Raw genomic sequence first — 16,200 nt, 5'->3', positions numbered from 1 at the left:
AGGATATTGAGTGTTTTCTTCAAAATTTAATTGGAAGTTAAAACCTAATCTTGCCAAAACAGATCAAGTTGACAAGTTATCTTCTGAATTAGGAATTACTCCGTTAGTAGCACAATTACTAATAAATCGCGGCTATACAAATGAAGACGAAATTAGACATTTTCTTAGTCCGGACACTTCAGATTTGCTTGAGCCTTTTTTGCTTCATGATATGGAAAAAACCATCACAAGGATTCAAAAAGCAATTGAAAATGGTGAGCAAATAACGATTTATGGTGATTATGATGCTGATGGTTTAACTAGTACCTCTATTCTTTATGAAACATTGCTTGAAATTGGTGCCAATGTTAATTACTATATCCCTAATAGATTTAAGGATGGTTATGGTCCAAATGTGAATGCCTTTAAAAAAATAATTGCTAATGGAACTTCTTTGATAGTAACGGTTGATAATGGGGTTTCTGGTTTCGAAGCAATTGAAAAGGCTAATGAGTTAAAGTGTGACGTGATTGTTACAGATCATCATGAATTACCTAAACAATTACCAAATGCTTATGCAATTGTTCATGCTGAATTAAGCCCTGATTATCCCTTTAAATATTTATCTGGAGCTGGGATTGCATTTAAAGTAGCAACAGCTTTGAATGATGAGATTCCACAAGAACAGCTTGATTTAGCTGCAATTGGGACTGTTGCTGACTTAGTTTCTCTTACAGGCGAAAATCGAGCCTTAGTACAATTTGGCTTAAATGTAATTCATTTGACCGAACGTCCTGGATTAAAGTCGCTTATTAAACGTGCTAAAATAAAGTTGGATAATGTGAGTGAAGAAGATATTGGATTTAAAATTGCTCCTGAACTTAACGCAATTGGACGAATGGGCGATGCTAATCCTGGGGTTGAGCTTTTAACAACTACCGATGAGGTAGCAGCAGATAAGTTAGCTAAAATAACTGAAAAGAAAAATGAACAACGAAAAGAATTAGTTACTCAGATTATGTCACAAGCTGAAATTCAGGTTCAAAATACAACTAACCAAAATCGTAAGACGCTTTTGATAGTTGGTAAGGATTGGAATGCAGGAGCGCTTGGAATTGTCGCTAGCCGAATTAAAGATAAATATAATAAACCGACAATCGTTTTAACTGAAGATAGTGAAGGGAAATTTGCTAAAGGTTCTGGAAGAAGTATTGAAGGTTTCGATTTGTTCAAGTCATTATCGACTGAGCAGGAATTAATGACAGCATTTGGTGGACATGAAATGGCGATTGGAATGACCATACCAGTGGCTAATCTAGCTAAAATCGCTGCTGTTTTTGAAAATGCTGCCGATAAACAAAAGTTGGCATTTGATAAAAAACCAACTTTGTTGATTAATTATCAAATATCGGCTGATGATATCACTTCAGAATTATACGATGATATTAATGTTTTAAGTCCTTTTGGAAGAGATAACGAAAAGCCTGAATTTTCAATTAAACCCAATTCTCTAAGTGATGTTAAGGCAATTGGTCAGGATAAAAATCATTTAAAATTCTCTTTATTAGGTAATCGACAAAAAATAGCAGCAATTGATTTTGGAATTGGAAATCAATTACAAGAAATTAATTATCTTTCAAACAATTTAAAAGTGGCAGGTACACTGAGCAAAAATGAGTTTCGGGGACGAACATCATTACAAATCATGGTGGATGATTTAGCAATTGATGGGCGTATCATTGAAGATCGACGTACTTCAAAATTAGTTCAGCCCATGTTTTCTGAAATAGGAACTTACGTATTTTTTAATCCCGCCAACAAAGAAAAACTTGAAAAATATTTAGGAAATGATTCACAAGCAATTTTGGCTAGTCAAGTTACTGAAAACAGTCATTATGAAAAAGTTTTTGTAGTTGATTGTCCTAAAAAAATAACTGATTTGAAAAAAATGCTTGAAAATATTGATACTGAATTATTAATATTATATTTGTATAAAAAAAATGTTATAAAAAAAATAGGAATGCCAACTCGAGCACAATATGCTAAATTATTTAAATTTATTCAACTACGCCCAGAAGTTATGTTGCGCAAGCAGCTTGATAAAATTTCTCATACTTTAAAAATCAATAAAAATATGTTGGTATTTATGTTTCAAGTTTTTGATGAATTGGGTTTTGTAGAAATTAAAAATGGAGTTATGAAAAAGGTTCTTAATCCCTTGCATCAAGATTTAAATAGTGCTCAGATTTATCAAAAGCGTCAACAAGAATTAGAAATTGAAAAACAATTATTAGATCTTAGTCATGATGAATTTATTAAATTAATTCAAAATATTAATGATAAGTAACGAAAGGAAGTTTTTGTATGGTGCTCAATTTGAAGGACTATGTTGCTAGTTATCCTAATTTTCCTGAACCGGGAATTTTATTTCGTGATATTTCTCCATTATTAGAAAATGGACCAGCATATCATCAAGCTACTAATGAAATTGTTGATTATGCTAAAAAATTAAATGTTGATGTAGTTGTAGGCCCAGAAGCCCGAGGTTTTATTGTAGGCTGTCCGGTTGCTTATGATTTAGATATTGGGTTTGCTCCAGCACGTAAAAAGGGTAAACTGCCCGGTAAGACTGTCAAAGCAACTTATGGATTAGAATATGGTCAGTCAGCTTTATATTTACATGCAGATGCCATTAAACCAGGACAACGAGTTTTAGTTACTGATGATTTATTAGCAACTGGGGGAACAATTGCTGCTACCATTAAACTAGTTGAAGATTTAGGCGGGATTGTAGTCGGTACAGCTTTCTTAGTTGAGCTAATGGATCTTAAAGGACGTGACAAAATTAAAGGCTATGATGTCTTTAGTTTGATGAAATATTGAGTAAAATAATACTATTCAACTTGCAAATTATTTTCATTAAAATTATAATTGAATAGTATTACTTTGGAGAGTTGGCAGAGTGGTAATGCACCGGACTCGAAATCCGGCGAACCGAGCTTATACTCGGCGCGCAGGTTCAAATCCTGTACTCTCCTTAATTATCATTTTTATTCTTTGTTATTTCTGCTGAAAACGTTGATTTAACGGCATTCATTAAAATTGAATAGGGAGTAAAAAGGAATAAAACTGAATTAAATGTGTACAAATTGTGTACGTGAAGATACTAATTAATTTTAGTGTCTTTTTTTGTTTTATTTTATATCTCTTGATAATTGTTTAATTAGTATTTTTATGGCATAATAATAGACAATAAATGAAGGAGGTGAATAATATGAATAACTATACAGGATTACTTGAAACTGGTGATGGTAGAATTGTAAACCTTAATAATGCTAACTCAATTACTCCACGTGAAAAAGAAGGTAAAATTGTTTCATACCATGTACATTTTACTAACAACACTACTGAAGAAATTGATTTAGAAGCATTTGCAGATTTACGTAAACATGCACTTAACAGTGATAACAAATAATCATTATGTTTTCAAAAAGTATAAAAACACTCTCTGATTAGTAGATAATGCTATTAATTAGAGAGTGTTTTTGTATTGTTAACATTTAAAAATATACTTGCATTTGAATTACTTTACCAATTATTTTTCCAGGATTATCTTCATTTAAAATGATGGGATGATATTTAGGATCGTGATTATCAGGTATTAAAATAATTTCATCACCTTGATACTGAATGCGTTTTAAAGTTGTTTCATTATCATTTAGTAAAACTGCAGCAAGACTACCATTTTCGACTTCATATTGTTGGTGGATCAAAACATAAGCACCGTTTGGAATCGTTGGCAACATGGAATTACCTCTGCATTTTAAATAAAAATTAATCCCATTTGGAATTGATTTTTTAATTGTCGGAAGATACTCTTCAATGTTTTCTTGAGCTACAATTGGGGTTCCACAAGCGATTTCGCCAATTACAGGAATATTAATCATTTTTTCATCATTATATACTTTAAGTTCATGAGAATAATTATTATCTAATCCTGCTAATTTAAAAATCTCTGTTTTTGAGATTCGAAGGCCATTAGCTAGTTTTAGTAGAGTAGTGGGTTTAGGAATATTAACTAAACCATTTTCAATTTGGGATAAATATGAACTTGACATCTTAGCTTGTAAAGCAGTTTGTCTGACTGAAAAACCTTTCTTATTTCTAATTGATTTTATTTTTATTCCAAAATCATTATTTTTTGAATTCATTATTATACAAACCTTTCTTTCAACTTAGTATAACAGTAATGAATTAAAATTATTATGAAAATAGAAACAAAAAAATAAATTTGATTGAAAAACAGAAACGTTATGCTATAGTTATTCTTATAATGAAAGGGGAATCCTAATGATTAGTTTAAAATTAAAAGATCCGGAAAAAGTAAGAAAGGCTGTTTCTTTAGAAGGGTATTCGATCAATGGATTTGCACGAAAAATAAACTCTAATCCTGGGTATATTGGGAAAATATTGTATGGTAAAAAAGATCCTTATCCACCTTTAGCTAAAAAAATTGCTGATGGATTAGGAGTAGAAATTAAAGACATATTTTTTTGTTAAAAATGTTCAAAAAACAGAAACAAGTTTTTGCTTTTTGAATCATATTCAACTTAATAAATAATAAATATTTTATCTTTTTCATTTAATTAAGATTTTCACATTAAAACTACTGATTTTTGAAGATAATCTTATGAAATAAAAATCCGGTATCATTACCGATGTTTAGCAATTCTATAGATGAAATTCAAAAAAATATAGTAAAAACAATTGAAATTTGTGAAAAATATCATATACTTAATAATGTTTAATTCAATGAAAAGGAGTTGTAAAAGTATATGAAAGATAAAAAAGGTGGTTTACGCAATATTTTAAATCGATTAGAAGAATTTAAAATCGATGGATTTGGATTAGTTATTTATGCTATCTTAGTTATCATTCTTATTATGGTAATGTATCTTGGCATTTTACCTGAAGATAATACTAGTAATATTTTTGCTGCTTTATTTATAATGGTAGTTTTAGGAAATGTATTTTATTGGCTAGGATCACATTTACCAATTTTCAAAAGTTATTTAGGTGGTGGAGCCGTATTTGCATTATTTGCACCAGCATTAATGGCGATTACTGGTTTAATTCCGAAATCTACTATTAATGTTGTAGATAAGTTTGTTTCTGGTGCTGGATTTGTTGATTTCTTTATCATTTCACTGATTGTTGGTGCAATTTTAGGAATGAATCGAAAAATGCTGTTAAAAGCATCTGTCCGTTTTTTGCCAGTAGCATTTTTATCAATGGCAATTGCCTTCCTTGCAGTTGGGATAGTTTCAACTGTAATTGGTAAAGGATTCAATTATGGAGCACTATTCGTTGCTTTCCCTGTTATGGGTGGAGGTATTGGTGCAGGAGCGATCCCACTTTCAAGAATCTATCATCAAGCTTTTGGTGGATCAACTGATTATTTATCAATGTTAATGCCTGCTGTTATTTTAGGTAACGTTTTTGCTATTATTGGAGCAGGTTTAGTAAGCAAACTTTTTGCTAATAGTAAAGGTAACGGTCATGGAAAAATGATGCCTGGAAACTATGATAGTATTGCTAAAGAAGATATTAAAATTACATACCAAAAAATGGGTGTAGGTTTGATGGTAGCTACAGCTTTTTATATGGTTGCATTAACATTAAATCACTTTATTCCTATGATTAATGAATATGCTTTTATTATTTTATTGGTTATTATTTTCAAGGCTGGCGGTTTGATTCCTAAGTACTATGAAGAATCAGCTGTTACATTTAGTAATTCAATTACAAAGAACTTAACCCATGCATTATTGGCTGGTGTAGGTTTAACTAAGTTAGATTTACCTGTTTTGGGTCATTCACTGACTTGGCAATTTGTAATTCTAGTATTGACTAGTGTAGTTGTTATCACTATTGCTGCTGGATTGATCGGAAAGTTATTCGGTCTTTATTCAGTAGAATCTGCTATTACTGCAGGATTAGTTAATAATTCAATGGGTGGAACTGGAAATATTTCTGTATTAGCAGCTTCTAATCGAATGAATTTAATCGGATTTGCTCAAATGGGTAATCGTTTAGGTGGGGCAATTATGTTAGTTGCCGCCGGGATTTATATTTCAGTATTCGGTTAACTAATTAAATTAATGATGTAAAAACACTTTTATTCCAATTTGAATAAAAGTGTTTTTATATTTTATTGTATAAATTTATTACGAAAGGTTTTATGTATGGTTCAAAAAATTGGAAATCATATTTTTACACCAGACGAGTGTTTTAAAATGAATCAAGGTAAAACGATTAGTTATTTATCAAATTCAATAAAATGTCCTTATACTATTTATCACTACCAAGTGCACCAAATAAATAACAGGATTCAGTTATTACATAAACCCGTAAAAGTATTTAATGTTAAAGATTCTTCAAATAGAAGAGTTGAATTCAATGAAATATTGATTTCAGAAGGAATTAACAGTGAACAAACAAAATTATTTTAAATAAAAAACCACCAATTTATACTTGGTGGTTTTAATAAGTGGTAGTTATTGCTTAATTTTTAATGTTGTAGACTTGTGAGCCTAAATTAGTGCCATCAATATTCTGTGAAGTTGAGGCAGTAATATTATTGTTATTAATTCCTTCACTAGCGTTAACTGAAATTGGATCACTACTATTCTTCAAAACATATACCATGGAATTTTTAACAGTTTGATTTTTACCGATATTTTCTTGCGGATTTGATGGAATGGATTTATCAGTAAAATTTGATTTACTTAATTTTTGCTTGTTTTGAGAAACTTTGAAGGTTGTATTCCAAGCTTCCTCGGGAGTCATATTTTTATTAGACGTATTTTTGGTGGTATAAAGAAAAACAACTAACGGATTAGGATTATTTTGACTTTTCTTAACGGTTTTAACACCAGTAATTTTAAGCGTTTTATCACTCAATTTTGCTTCGTTATTTCTAAAAAATGACTCTGATGGCATTTTAGCTTTTTTAGAACTTTTTGTATTATTTGAATCTGATGCATTTTTATGATAACTTCCATCTAAAGAACAAGCTGTTAATGCAAAAGTACTAACAATTATAAAACTTCCCACTAATAATTTTTTCAATGAAAACGCTCCTTATTTATATTTGACTTAATTGTACAACATAAAACGTAATTAATAAATGTAGCAAATATTTGGATTTTATTGTTTATTAGTTTACAATTAGTATAAAAGATATGGTTGATTACAACTTGTATGTACACAATATCTTTAAGTAGAATAAATATAGGAGGCTTAATTATATGAAAGTAGCAGTAGTTGGTTCATCTCATGGTGGTTTTGAAGCTGTTAGAGGAGTTTTACATGACTTCCCAGATGCAGAAATTGATTGGTATGAAAAAGGAGACTTCATTTCATTTTTGTCATGTGGGATGGAATTGTATCTCCAAGGAATTGTTAAAGACGTCAATTCTGTAAGTTATGCTACCATTCCAGGAATGGAAGAAAAAGGTGTTCACGTTAGAATTAATTCAGATGTTACTAATATTAATCCTAAGTCACATACTATTACAGTAGTAGATGTAAATAATGGTAAAGAAAAAACAGAAAATTACGACAAATTAATTTTGAGTATTGGTGCTGTTCCATTTCAGTTACCAGTTCCAGGTAAAGATTTACAAAATATTTATGCAATGCGTGGACGTGATTGGGCAATTTTACTTAAAGAAGCAGAAGTAAAACCAGATATTAAGAATGTAACAGTAGTTGGTTCTGGTTATATTGGGATTGAAGCTGCCGAATCATTTGCAAAAGCTGGAATGCATGTAACAATTATTGATTTAAATCCTAGTATTTTGGGAACTTATCTTGATCCTGAATTTACTGATATCCTAGCAGATAAACTTAAAAATGAGGGTATTGACATCCGATTAGATCAATCAGTTAAAGAATACATTGGCAATTCGGATAAAAAAGTTACTAGTGTTGTTTCAACCAATGGTGACTCATGGGACGCTGATTTAGTGATTGAAACGGCTGGAATTCGTCCTGCAACAAAGTGGTTAGATGGAATTGTTGATTTAAATGAACGTGGTTTGATTAAAACTGATGAATATCAACAAACTAACCAAACAGATATTTTTGCTGCTGGAGATGCTACCGAAGTAGAATTTGCACCAACCGGTAAAAAGCAGCAAATTGCTTTAGCAACTAATGCTCGTCGTCAAGGACGTTCTGCCGCTCATAATTTGAATGAAAAGCTTAGAAAGACAACTGCAGTTTCTGGATCATCAGCATTGCATGTTTATGATTATAAATTTGCATCTACAGGAGTTAAGGATGTTACCGCAGCTAAATGTGGTGTTAAAGTTGACTCAGTATTTGTAAAAGATACAAAGGTTCCACCATTTGTACCTGCTGATCATAATGCTGAGGTCTATTTTAAATTAACTTATAACCCTGAAAATCGCGAGATAATGGGTGCTCAGATTATGTCAAAAATGGATACTACTGCTAATATTAATACGATCTCTCTTGCAATCCAACAACATTTGACAGTTGATGATTTAGCTTATGCAGATTTCTTTTTCCAACCAGGTTTTGACCGTCCTTGGAATATTATGAATGTGGCTGCTCAAAAAGCTCAAGATAAATTAGATAAATAAAATAATCAATTAAAAAAACTTCAAGTTTACCTTGAAGTTTTTTATTTTTCCTTTAAACTGGTGAATAAGTTAATGTTAAATCATTCATTGAATTTAGTAGTCGAATATTTAAGGATTAACGGATATAAATTTAATTGCGCTGTATTGGGGGAATAATTATGCCAAAATTAGACGAGAGACTAAGTAACACATATAACCACGTCTTAACTAGTATTACACCATCACAAATCAGATCTTTTTCAAAAGAGATTAGTAATGTTCCTGATTTAATTAGCTTAAACGTTGGGGAGCCGGGGTTTAACACACCAGAACATGTTAAAGACGCCGCAATTAAAAGTATTGCTGAAAATAAATCACATTATTCACCACAAAATGGGTGGAAAGAGTTACGAGAAGTTATTAGTAATTTTTTATCACAACGTTATGGAATTAATTATGATGCAGAAACTGAAATTACTGTAACTGATGGTGCCGCCGAAGCTTTATCAAGTACTTTTCTTGCTACGGTTAATCCAGGTGACAAAGTATTGGTTCCGATGCCAGCTTATCCTGCCTATACATCTGTAATTGAAATGGCTGGAGGTGTTGTGGTTCCAGTTGATACTTCTGATGATCAATTTAAGTTAACTAGTGAAAAATTAACCCAAGTTTTGGATGAAAATCCAGATATCAGCGAAATTATTCTTAATTATCCAAATAATCCAACCGGTGTTGAATATACCGATGAAGAGTTAAAAGCATTAGCTAAAATTTTGCGAGATCGTGGAATTTTGGTAATTGCTGATGAAATATATAGTGAATTAACTTATGAGCTTAACCATACTTCAATTGCTGAATTTATTCCAAACAGCACAATTGTCATTAATGGAGTTTCAAAATCACATGCTATGACTGGTTATCGTTTAGGATATGTAGCAGGTCCTGCTGAAGCAGTTACTAACGTCAATAAGGTTCATGGATATTTAGTTACTTCTCCGTCTAATCCAGCTCAATATGGAGCAGTAGAAGCACTTGAAAATGGTGTTGATGATACTAAACCAATGTTGAAAGAATACCGCAAACGTCGTGATTTGGTAACAAAAGAACTCAGAAAACTTGGATTTAAAGTTACCAGTCCTGATGGTGCATTTTATATCTTTGCTAAAATACCTGATAAATACAATGAAAATTCACGTGAATTTGCACTTCGTTTAGCTAAAGAAGCTCATGTCGGAGTTACACCCGGTAGTGCTTTTGGTAAGAGTGGAGAGGATTATTTGAGACTATCTTATGCCGCTGACATGGATCAGATCGAAGAAGCAATGAAAAGAATTAATCAATTTGTAAATGAAAAAGCATAAAAAATAATCCCCTGAAAATTTAACTTCAGAGGATTATTTTATTATTTTGGTGCCTTAGCAATTAACAGGTCACCATTTGATAATTCTAAACTGGAATTGAATCCATCCAAAAATTCAGTGGTATTTCTTTCTGGGAAGTCTTCGCTAGTTCCATCAAGGAATTTAATTTCTAAAGCATATCCATCAGGACCTTGGTTGTTTAGAGTGATTAATTCAACTTGAATCTGACCCTCGGTAACTGGGATGGTTTTTTCAATCGAAGTACCTGGTTTAGGAAATTCAATATTAATTCTTTTCATAATTTTCACCTCATTTTTTAGTACTAGTTAAATTTTAACAGGGAAGTAAATGATTTGCTAAAATAATAAACAAATGTAAAATTAAAATATTAGATTTTTCAAATAAATGGAGTGAGGAAATGAATGTAGGAATTGACAAAATAGGATTTTTTACTCCTAATTATTACGTTGATATGGTAGATTTAGCTCGCGCTAGAAACGAAGATCCTAATAAATATTTAATTGGGATTGGCCAAACTAATCAGGCAGTTATTCCGCCAACTCAAGATTCTGTAACCATGGCTGCAAATGCTGCATTGCAGATTATTGATGATGACAATCGTTCGAAGATTAGTCTGATAATTTTAGGGACTGAGAGTGGAGTCGATAATTCTAAATCAGGAGCAATCTATTTACAAAACTTATTGAGCTTAAATAAGCAGGCTCGTGCTTTTGAAATTAAACAAGCTTGCTATGGAGCGACTGCCGGGATTCAAATGGCAAAAGACTTTGTTAATTTGCATCCTGATCAACAAGCTTTAGTGGTTGGATCAGATGTGGCGCGCTATGGAATTAATACTCCTGGGGAAGTGACTCAAGGAGGAGGAGCAGTTGCGATGACAATTGCTGCTGATCCACAAATTATGTCAATTAGCAAAAATAGCAGTGTTTATTCAGATGATATTATGGATTTTTGGCGACCAATTAACCAAACTAATGCTTTGGTTGATGGACATTATTCAAATGATATTTATCAAAAGTTTTTTAATATTACTATTCATGATTATTTAAAAGAAAATAAGTTGCAACTTGATGATTTAAAAGCAATTGTATTTCATTTGCCCTATACAAAAATGGGATTAAAAGGTTTGCGAGAGATTTTACCAGAATTGTCAGATGCAAAACAAGCTGACTTATTACAAGAATTTGAAGCTAGTCGAGTTTACAATAAACAAGTTGGAAACTTGTACACTGGATCATTGTATTTAAGTTTATTATCATTACTGGATAATGCAATCGATTTAAAGGTAAATGATAAAGTTGGAATTTTTAGTTATGGATCAGGAGCACAAGGAGAATTTTACACAGGCACTTTAAAGTCTGATTTTAAAAATAATTTAAGAAAACAACATGTTGAATCATTATTGAAGCAACGTAAACAGTTAAATGTTTCGCAATATGAAGAGTTATTTTTGCGATGGCCTAAAATTGATGCTGGCGATTTTGTATTAGATGTCACAAACGACAATGCTGAAGTAGTATTTTCTGGAGTAAGTGGTAGTAAAAGACAGTATAAAATCCAAAGATGAGATTGACAGTTTTGTTTAAAACAACTATCTTATAAGTAATAATAATCTTTAAAAGCGTCCAGAGAGACGGTAAGATTTTAGTCGATTTAAAAATTTAATTAGGCTAAAAGGCTGTCATCTCTGGATGACGGTCTTTTTTATTAGGAGGGAAACAGATTGCAAAAAAATGATGATATTGTTTTAGATGTCAATGAAAAACCCAGCGGAATAAAATGGATTGGATTGTCGCTGCAACATATGTTCTCAATGTTTGGTAGCACTGTGATTGTTCCATTACTAGTTGGATTAAGTCCTAGTATTGCATTGTTTGCTTCTGGAATCGGCACTTTGCTCCATATTTTAATCACGAAAGGTAAAATTCCAGCATATATGGGATCAAGTTTTGCTTTCATCACCCCCATGATAGCATTGATGAAGACGACTGGTATTTCTGGCGTTCAACAAGGTGTCATTTCTGTAGGAATTGTTTATTTATTGGTGGCAATGCTAGTATGGATGTTAGGAACAAAATGGATTGATAAATTGTTACCAGCGATTGTAGTTGGGCCAATCGTGATTGTTATTGGTTTATCATTAGCTGGGAGTGCTGCTCAAGATGCAATGATGAAAAATGGAAGTTATAACTTAATGTATTTTTTGATTGCTTTAGCAACACTATTTTTAGCTATCTTTTTTAATATGAAATTAAAAGGATTCTTGGGTATGATTCCGGTTTTATTAGCAATTATTGCGGGATATTTAATTTCAATGGCTTGTGGATTAGTTAATATTCATGCTATTGCAACTGCTCCATGGTTTAAAGTTCCTAATTTTCAAATTTTTGGAACTGAAAAAGGATTTCATTTTGATTTTAATGCCATTTTAATCATGGCACCAATTGCTTTTGTGACGATGACAGAACATATGGGTCATTTGATGGTGCTTGGAGAATTAACTCATCGAAACTTCTTTAAAGATCCTGGATTGAATAGGACACTAGCAGGTGATGGAATGGCTTCACTAGTAGCCGGCATTCTAGGTGGTCCTGCAGTTACTAGCTACGGTGAAAACATTGGTGTAATGGCAATTACTAAAGTTTATAGTGTGTACGTAATTGCTGGAGCAGCATTGTTTGCAATGGCTTTTGCTTTTGTTAATAAGTTAAATGTTTTAATTATGCAAATGCCTCTCCCTGTAATTGGTGGAATAAGTTTCCTCTTGTTTGGAACCATCGCATCTAGTGGAATTAAAATTATGATTGATAATCATCTTGATATGAATAAAAAGCGCAATTTAATGATTGTTTCTGTAATATTGGTAATTGGAGTCGGAAATGCTTATCTTCAATTAGGCCATTTTCAATTTACTGGGGTTGCATTAGCAACTGTAATTGGGATTATTTTAAATTTGGTTTTGCCAAAGGAAAATAATAATTCTCCCAAAGCTAAAGAAATTGATGCAATTGATGCTGACACAACTGATACTCTTTAAAAAATAATTTCACACAATTTAATTTCTTGAAACGCCTAATAATAATGGGATTAGGCGTTTTTAATTATTCAATTTTGGCTATATTTATGTAGTGTTGATGGAAAATGAATAAATGTTTAGTTATAATGATAATACGTACAAAAAATAAGTGAATTGGGAGATGCAATTGTGAAGAAAAAATGGTCGTTATTATTAATATTGGGGTTAGCAACGATTGTCTTAGCTGCCTGTGGTAAGTCGCAGAGTGAAACAAAAACTCCAGGGACTTTGACGATTGGTCTTGAAGGAACATATGCACCATACGCTTATCGAAAAGACGGTAAGCTAACTGGTTTTGAAGTTGAATTAGCTAAAGATACTGCTAAGAAAATGGGAATGAAGCCTAAGTTTGTAACAACTGGCTGGGATTCGTTAATTGCTGGATTAAATTCAAATAGTTATGATGTTATTTTCAATAATATGGCAGAAAATTCAAAACGTAAAAAACAATTTAGATTTTCAAAGCCGTATGTTTATTCTAAATCTGTGATTATTACCAAAAAAGATTCAAAAATAAAAAATTATAAAGATTTAAAAGGCCAAGAAGTTGCTGCTGGAACAGGAACAGATAATTGGAATAACGCTAAAAAAATGGGAAGTACTCCTGTTTCTTCTCCTGATTTTCAAACTTCAATGAATATGATTAATCAAGGACGAGTTAGTGCTGCAGTTAATTCTCGTGAAGCTTTTGAATATTGGAAGAAGAGTCATAAAGATACCGATTTAACTTATAAAACTATTCCTAACAACGTGATTAAACCAGATGCTATTGCACCAATGATGAATAAAAACTCAAGTGCTTTGAACAAAAAGATGAACAAAGCTCTTGATGAAGAACGTCGTGATGGTACGATTAAGCGTTTATCTATCAAGTATTTTGGAACCGATATTACAAACAAATAGGAGCTGAATTGATATGTGGGAAATCATCATTTCATCATTACCTAGTTTGATTGAAGCAATGCTTAAATATACTATTCCACTGGCATTGATTTCTTTTGCATTTGGGATGATTATTGCAATTGGAGTAGCATTAATTAAATTTTTAAATCCTAAAATTAATGGGTTACTCTCAATTTTTTGGAAGTTATTGCGATTAGTAGCTAACTTTTATGTATGGATTTTTCGTTCTACTCCATTGTTAGTTCAGTTATTTATAATCTTTTTTGGACTTCCATCAATTGGAATTAAATTACCACCTTTTACAGCTGCGGTAATTGGATTTTCATTAAATACTGGTGCTTATGGATCAGAAACAATTCGTTCAGCCTTAATGTCTGTGAGTAAAGATCAGTGGGATGCTGCTTATACACTAGGTTTTAGTACACCACAAACCTTATGGCGAATTATTATGCCCCAAGCCTTTCGAATTGTTTTACCACCTTTGTCTAATGAATTTATCGGATTGGTTAAAGACACTTCATTGGCAAGTACAATTACGATTGCAGAAATGTTTCAGGTAAGTCAACAGATTGCTGCTCAAAATTTTCAACCGTTATTGATGTATGTAGAAGTAGCAGCATTATATGCTTTCTTATGTACAATATTGAGTGTGCTACAGCATTATCTTGAAAATCGTTCTTCAAAGTTTATTAAAGGGGACGGAAATTAATGTTAAAAATTAAAGATATTAAAAAAAGCTTTGGTAAAAAAGAAGTCTTAAAAGGAATTAGCACTATTTTTCCAGAAAAAAAGACAACTGTGATTGTTGGTCCTTCTGGATCAGGTAAAACAACCTTATTACGTTCTTTGGATTTACTGGTTAAACCTGATTTTGGAATAATTGAATTTGATGATTTGAAAATTAATTTTTCTGAACCTTTTACTAATAAAACTGCCAATGCCTTGCGCGATAAGACCAGTATGGTATTTCAAAATTGGAATTTATTTCCCAATCTGACTATTTTACAAAATATTACTGAAGCTCCAATTTATGTTCAAAAAGTTAATAAAACAACTGCTAATAAGCAAGCTCATGAATTGTTAACAGAAGTTGGTCTAGATGAATATGCAGATGCTTATCCGAGTGAGTTGTCCGGTGGACAACAACAAAGAATTTCAATTTGTCGTGCTTTGGCAGTTAAGCCAGAGTATATTTTACTTGATGAACCAACTAGTGCTCTTGATCCAGAAATGGAAACGCAAGTCCTGGAAATGCTGGAACGTTTATCTGATCAAGGACAATCAATGATTATGGTTACTCATAATATGCAATTTGCTAAAAATGCCGCTGATAAAATTTTATTTATTGAAAATGGTAAAGCAGATTTTGATGGTACTAAAGATGAGTTTTTTAGTACTTCTTCCCCTAGGGTTAAAGAGTTTTTGCATGGTATTTCATTAAACTAACTAAAAAAACTACCTAATTAGGTAGTTTTTTTAGTTCACTTATTTCTAACCAAAAGCAATAAGTGAAATTACTATAAACGAAATCAAGCAGTAAAGTGGTTTTTCTTGTCGTAAAAATATTTGTGCTCCATATGATATTAGAACTAATGCAATTAATAAAATATCTTTAATCAATGGGAAATTAGCTAAAACTAATCCAGCAAACATAATAATAAAGAATATGTTAATTAAATTTGCCAATTCAGGATGAAAAGATAAGTTAAAAAATAAAAAATAAAGCGTACATAAAATACCCACATTTAAAACAACGTTTTGATCTAAATATTGATGGTTTAAAAAATTAATCGCTGAAGTCGGAATTACAGAATTAACAATTGAAAAACAAAATAACCCATAATAACTTTTTAAATTCATTTTTGGCATCATGAGACAAATGTTTACAATTCCAATTAAAACGAAAGAACCAATTAATGTTATAGGAAACCAGCCAATTATTGCTAAAAAAATCGGAATTATATTTACACTAATTAAAGCGATTGGATTTAATTCTTTCATAATACAAATTGATGATATTGACCAACATATTTCACAAATTAACATTAAAATAGATTTAAAAGAATTAAGCTGAAATAAATTATTATTGGCAGCGATATTCCAAATATAAATATTGAAAAAGATGAAGAAAATTGCTTTAATTATTAATTGGAACTTTTGAAAATAAACTAAATAACTTTTCATATTTTTACCTCAATTATTTTAATAT

General features: G+C 31.4%; 16 protein-coding genes and 1 tRNA gene. 13 read left to right on the top strand and 4 right to left on the bottom strand.

The window, feature by feature from the left end:
- The first annotated feature begins 10 nt into the window (after positions 1–10).
- From recJ to BHU33_RS02545, 4 genes are all read left to right on the top strand, one after another.
- On the top strand, positions 11–2,326 hold the full coding sequence (gene recJ, locus BHU33_RS02560; RefSeq protein ID WP_056997538.1) for a single-stranded-DNA-specific exonuclease RecJ: 2,316 nt from the start codon (positions 11–13) through the stop codon (positions 2,324–2,326).
- A 17-nt stretch (positions 2,327–2,343) separates the two neighbouring features.
- Complete coding sequence (locus tag BHU33_RS02555) at positions 2,344–2,862, top strand: adenine phosphoribosyltransferase (protein ID WP_054646877.1); 519 nt, start codon at positions 2,344–2,346, stop codon at positions 2,860–2,862.
- 65 nt (positions 2,863–2,927) lie between these two features.
- A tRNA-Ser gene (locus tag BHU33_RS02550) sits at positions 2,928–3,017 on the top strand.
- Positions 3,018–3,253: 236 nt separating this feature from the next.
- Entirely contained in the window at positions 3,254–3,454 is a 201-nt protein-coding gene (locus BHU33_RS02545) for a hypothetical protein (protein WP_054646878.1), read from the top strand.
- An 85-nt stretch (positions 3,455–3,539) separates the two neighbouring features.
- On the opposite strand, the gene BHU33_RS02540 is transcribed toward BHU33_RS02545, so the two are convergent.
- Positions 3,540–4,190: a helix-turn-helix domain-containing protein gene (locus tag BHU33_RS02540; protein WP_054646879.1), complete on the bottom strand. Its 651-nt coding sequence runs from the start codon at positions 4,188–4,190 to the stop codon at positions 3,540–3,542.
- Between the two features lie 139 nt (positions 4,191–4,329).
- On the opposite strand from BHU33_RS02540, the gene BHU33_RS02535 reads away from it, so the two are divergent.
- Positions 4,330–4,539 carry a helix-turn-helix transcriptional regulator gene (locus BHU33_RS02535; protein WP_054646880.1) on the top strand — a complete coding sequence of 70 codons (210 nt, stop codon included), beginning with the start codon at positions 4,330–4,332 and terminating at the stop codon, positions 4,537–4,539.
- Between the two features lie 275 nt (positions 4,540–4,814).
- Complete coding sequence (locus BHU33_RS02530; RefSeq protein WP_054646881.1) at positions 4,815–6,128, top strand: 2-hydroxycarboxylate transporter family protein; 1,314 nt, start codon at positions 4,815–4,817, stop codon at positions 6,126–6,128.
- Between the two features lie 415 nt (positions 6,129–6,543).
- Here BHU33_RS02530 and BHU33_RS02520 read toward each other — a convergent pair whose 3' ends face one another.
- A complete protein-coding gene (locus BHU33_RS02520; protein ID WP_054646883.1) occupies positions 6,544–7,110 on the bottom strand; it encodes a DUF5067 domain-containing protein in 567 nt (188 codons plus the stop codon).
- Positions 7,111–7,289: 179 nt separating this feature from the next.
- Here BHU33_RS02520 and BHU33_RS02515 point away from each other — a divergent pair, with 179 nt between their 5' ends.
- Complete coding sequence (locus tag BHU33_RS02515; protein ID WP_054646884.1) at positions 7,290–8,651, top strand: FAD-dependent oxidoreductase; 1,362 nt, start codon at positions 7,290–7,292, stop codon at positions 8,649–8,651.
- A gap of 158 nt (positions 8,652–8,809) precedes the next feature.
- The gene (locus BHU33_RS02510; protein WP_054646885.1) at positions 8,810–9,991 is read left to right on the top strand and encodes an aminotransferase class I/II-fold pyridoxal phosphate-dependent enzyme; all 1,182 of its coding nucleotides are present in this window, start codon (positions 8,810–8,812) and stop codon (positions 9,989–9,991) included.
- Positions 9,992–10,032: 41 nt separating this feature from the next.
- Here BHU33_RS02510 and BHU33_RS02505 read toward each other — a convergent pair whose 3' ends face one another.
- Entirely contained in the window at positions 10,033–10,290 is a 258-nt protein-coding gene (locus BHU33_RS02505; protein WP_054646886.1) for a hypothetical protein, read from the bottom strand.
- Between the two features lie 119 nt (positions 10,291–10,409).
- Here BHU33_RS02505 and BHU33_RS02500 point away from each other — a divergent pair, with 119 nt between their 5' ends.
- The 5 genes from BHU33_RS02500 (at position 10,410) to BHU33_RS02480 (ending at position 15,437) form a co-directional block, all read left to right on the top strand.
- Positions 10,410–11,579: a hydroxymethylglutaryl-CoA synthase gene (locus BHU33_RS02500; RefSeq protein ID WP_065866208.1), complete on the top strand. Its 1,170-nt coding sequence runs from the start codon at positions 10,410–10,412 to the stop codon at positions 11,577–11,579.
- Between the two features lie 156 nt (positions 11,580–11,735).
- Positions 11,736–13,049: a uracil-xanthine permease family protein gene (locus tag BHU33_RS02495; RefSeq protein ID WP_054646956.1), complete on the top strand. Its 1,314-nt coding sequence runs from the start codon at positions 11,736–11,738 to the stop codon at positions 13,047–13,049.
- A gap of 168 nt (positions 13,050–13,217) precedes the next feature.
- The gene (locus BHU33_RS02490) at positions 13,218–13,991 is read left to right on the top strand and encodes a transporter substrate-binding domain-containing protein (RefSeq protein WP_054646957.1); all 774 of its coding nucleotides are present in this window, start codon (positions 13,218–13,220) and stop codon (positions 13,989–13,991) included.
- Between the two features lie 13 nt (positions 13,992–14,004).
- Complete coding sequence (locus BHU33_RS02485) at positions 14,005–14,700, top strand: amino acid ABC transporter permease (protein WP_054646958.1); 696 nt, start codon at positions 14,005–14,007, stop codon at positions 14,698–14,700.
- Complete coding sequence (locus BHU33_RS02480) at positions 14,700–15,437, top strand: amino acid ABC transporter ATP-binding protein (protein ID WP_054646959.1); 738 nt, start codon at positions 14,700–14,702, stop codon at positions 15,435–15,437. Before BHU33_RS02485 ends, BHU33_RS02480 begins: the two co-directional genes overlap by 1 nt.
- Positions 15,438–15,482: 45 nt before the next feature.
- Here the strand turns inward: BHU33_RS02480 and BHU33_RS02475 are convergent, their stop codons facing one another.
- Positions 15,483–16,175 carry a hypothetical protein gene (locus tag BHU33_RS02475; protein ID WP_054646960.1) on the bottom strand — a complete coding sequence of 231 codons (693 nt, stop codon included), beginning with the start codon at positions 16,173–16,175 and terminating at the stop codon, positions 15,483–15,485.
- Between the last annotated feature and the right edge of the window lie 25 nt (positions 16,176–16,200).

This window comes from Fructilactobacillus lindneri DSM 20690 = JCM 11027, assembly GCF_002907375.1.
Lineage (GTDB): Bacteria > Bacillota > Bacilli > Lactobacillales > Lactobacillaceae > Fructilactobacillus > Fructilactobacillus lindneri.
Note: the sequence above shows the minus strand (reverse complement) of the source record. Positions and strands in the feature narration are given on the sequence as shown.

What these genes read in the sequence shown, in the direction of transcription:
- BHU33_RS02555 (WP_054646877.1), top strand. Translation starts at nt 2,344, where the DNA reads ATGGTGCTCAATTTGAAGGACTATGTTGCTAGTTATCCTAATTTTCCT.
- BHU33_RS02545 (WP_054646878.1), top strand. Translation starts at nt 3,254, where the DNA reads ATGAATAACTATACAGGATTACTTGAAACTGGTGATGGTAGAATTGTA.
- BHU33_RS02540 (WP_054646879.1), bottom strand. Translation starts at nt 4,190, where the DNA reads ATGAATTCAAAAAATAATGATTTTGGAATAAAAATAAAATCAATTAGA.
- BHU33_RS02535 (WP_054646880.1), top strand. Translation starts at nt 4,330, where the DNA reads ATGATTAGTTTAAAATTAAAAGATCCGGAAAAAGTAAGAAAGGCTGTT.
- BHU33_RS02530 (WP_054646881.1), top strand. Translation starts at nt 4,815, where the DNA reads ATGAAAGATAAAAAAGGTGGTTTACGCAATATTTTAAATCGATTAGAA.
- BHU33_RS02515 (WP_054646884.1), top strand. Translation starts at nt 7,290, where the DNA reads ATGAAAGTAGCAGTAGTTGGTTCATCTCATGGTGGTTTTGAAGCTGTT.
- BHU33_RS02510 (WP_054646885.1), top strand. Translation starts at nt 8,810, where the DNA reads ATGCCAAAATTAGACGAGAGACTAAGTAACACATATAACCACGTCTTA.
- BHU33_RS02505 (WP_054646886.1), bottom strand. Translation starts at nt 10,290, where the DNA reads ATGAAAAGAATTAATATTGAATTTCCTAAACCAGGTACTTCGATTGAA.
- BHU33_RS02500 (WP_065866208.1), top strand. Translation starts at nt 10,410, where the DNA reads ATGAATGTAGGAATTGACAAAATAGGATTTTTTACTCCTAATTATTAC.
- BHU33_RS02485 (WP_054646958.1), top strand. Translation starts at nt 14,005, where the DNA reads ATGTGGGAAATCATCATTTCATCATTACCTAGTTTGATTGAAGCAATG.
- BHU33_RS02480 (WP_054646959.1), top strand. Translation starts at nt 14,700, where the DNA reads ATGTTAAAAATTAAAGATATTAAAAAAAGCTTTGGTAAAAAAGAAGTC.
- BHU33_RS02475 (WP_054646960.1), bottom strand. Translation starts at nt 16,175, where the DNA reads ATGAAAAGTTATTTAGTTTATTTTCAAAAGTTCCAATTAATAATTAAA.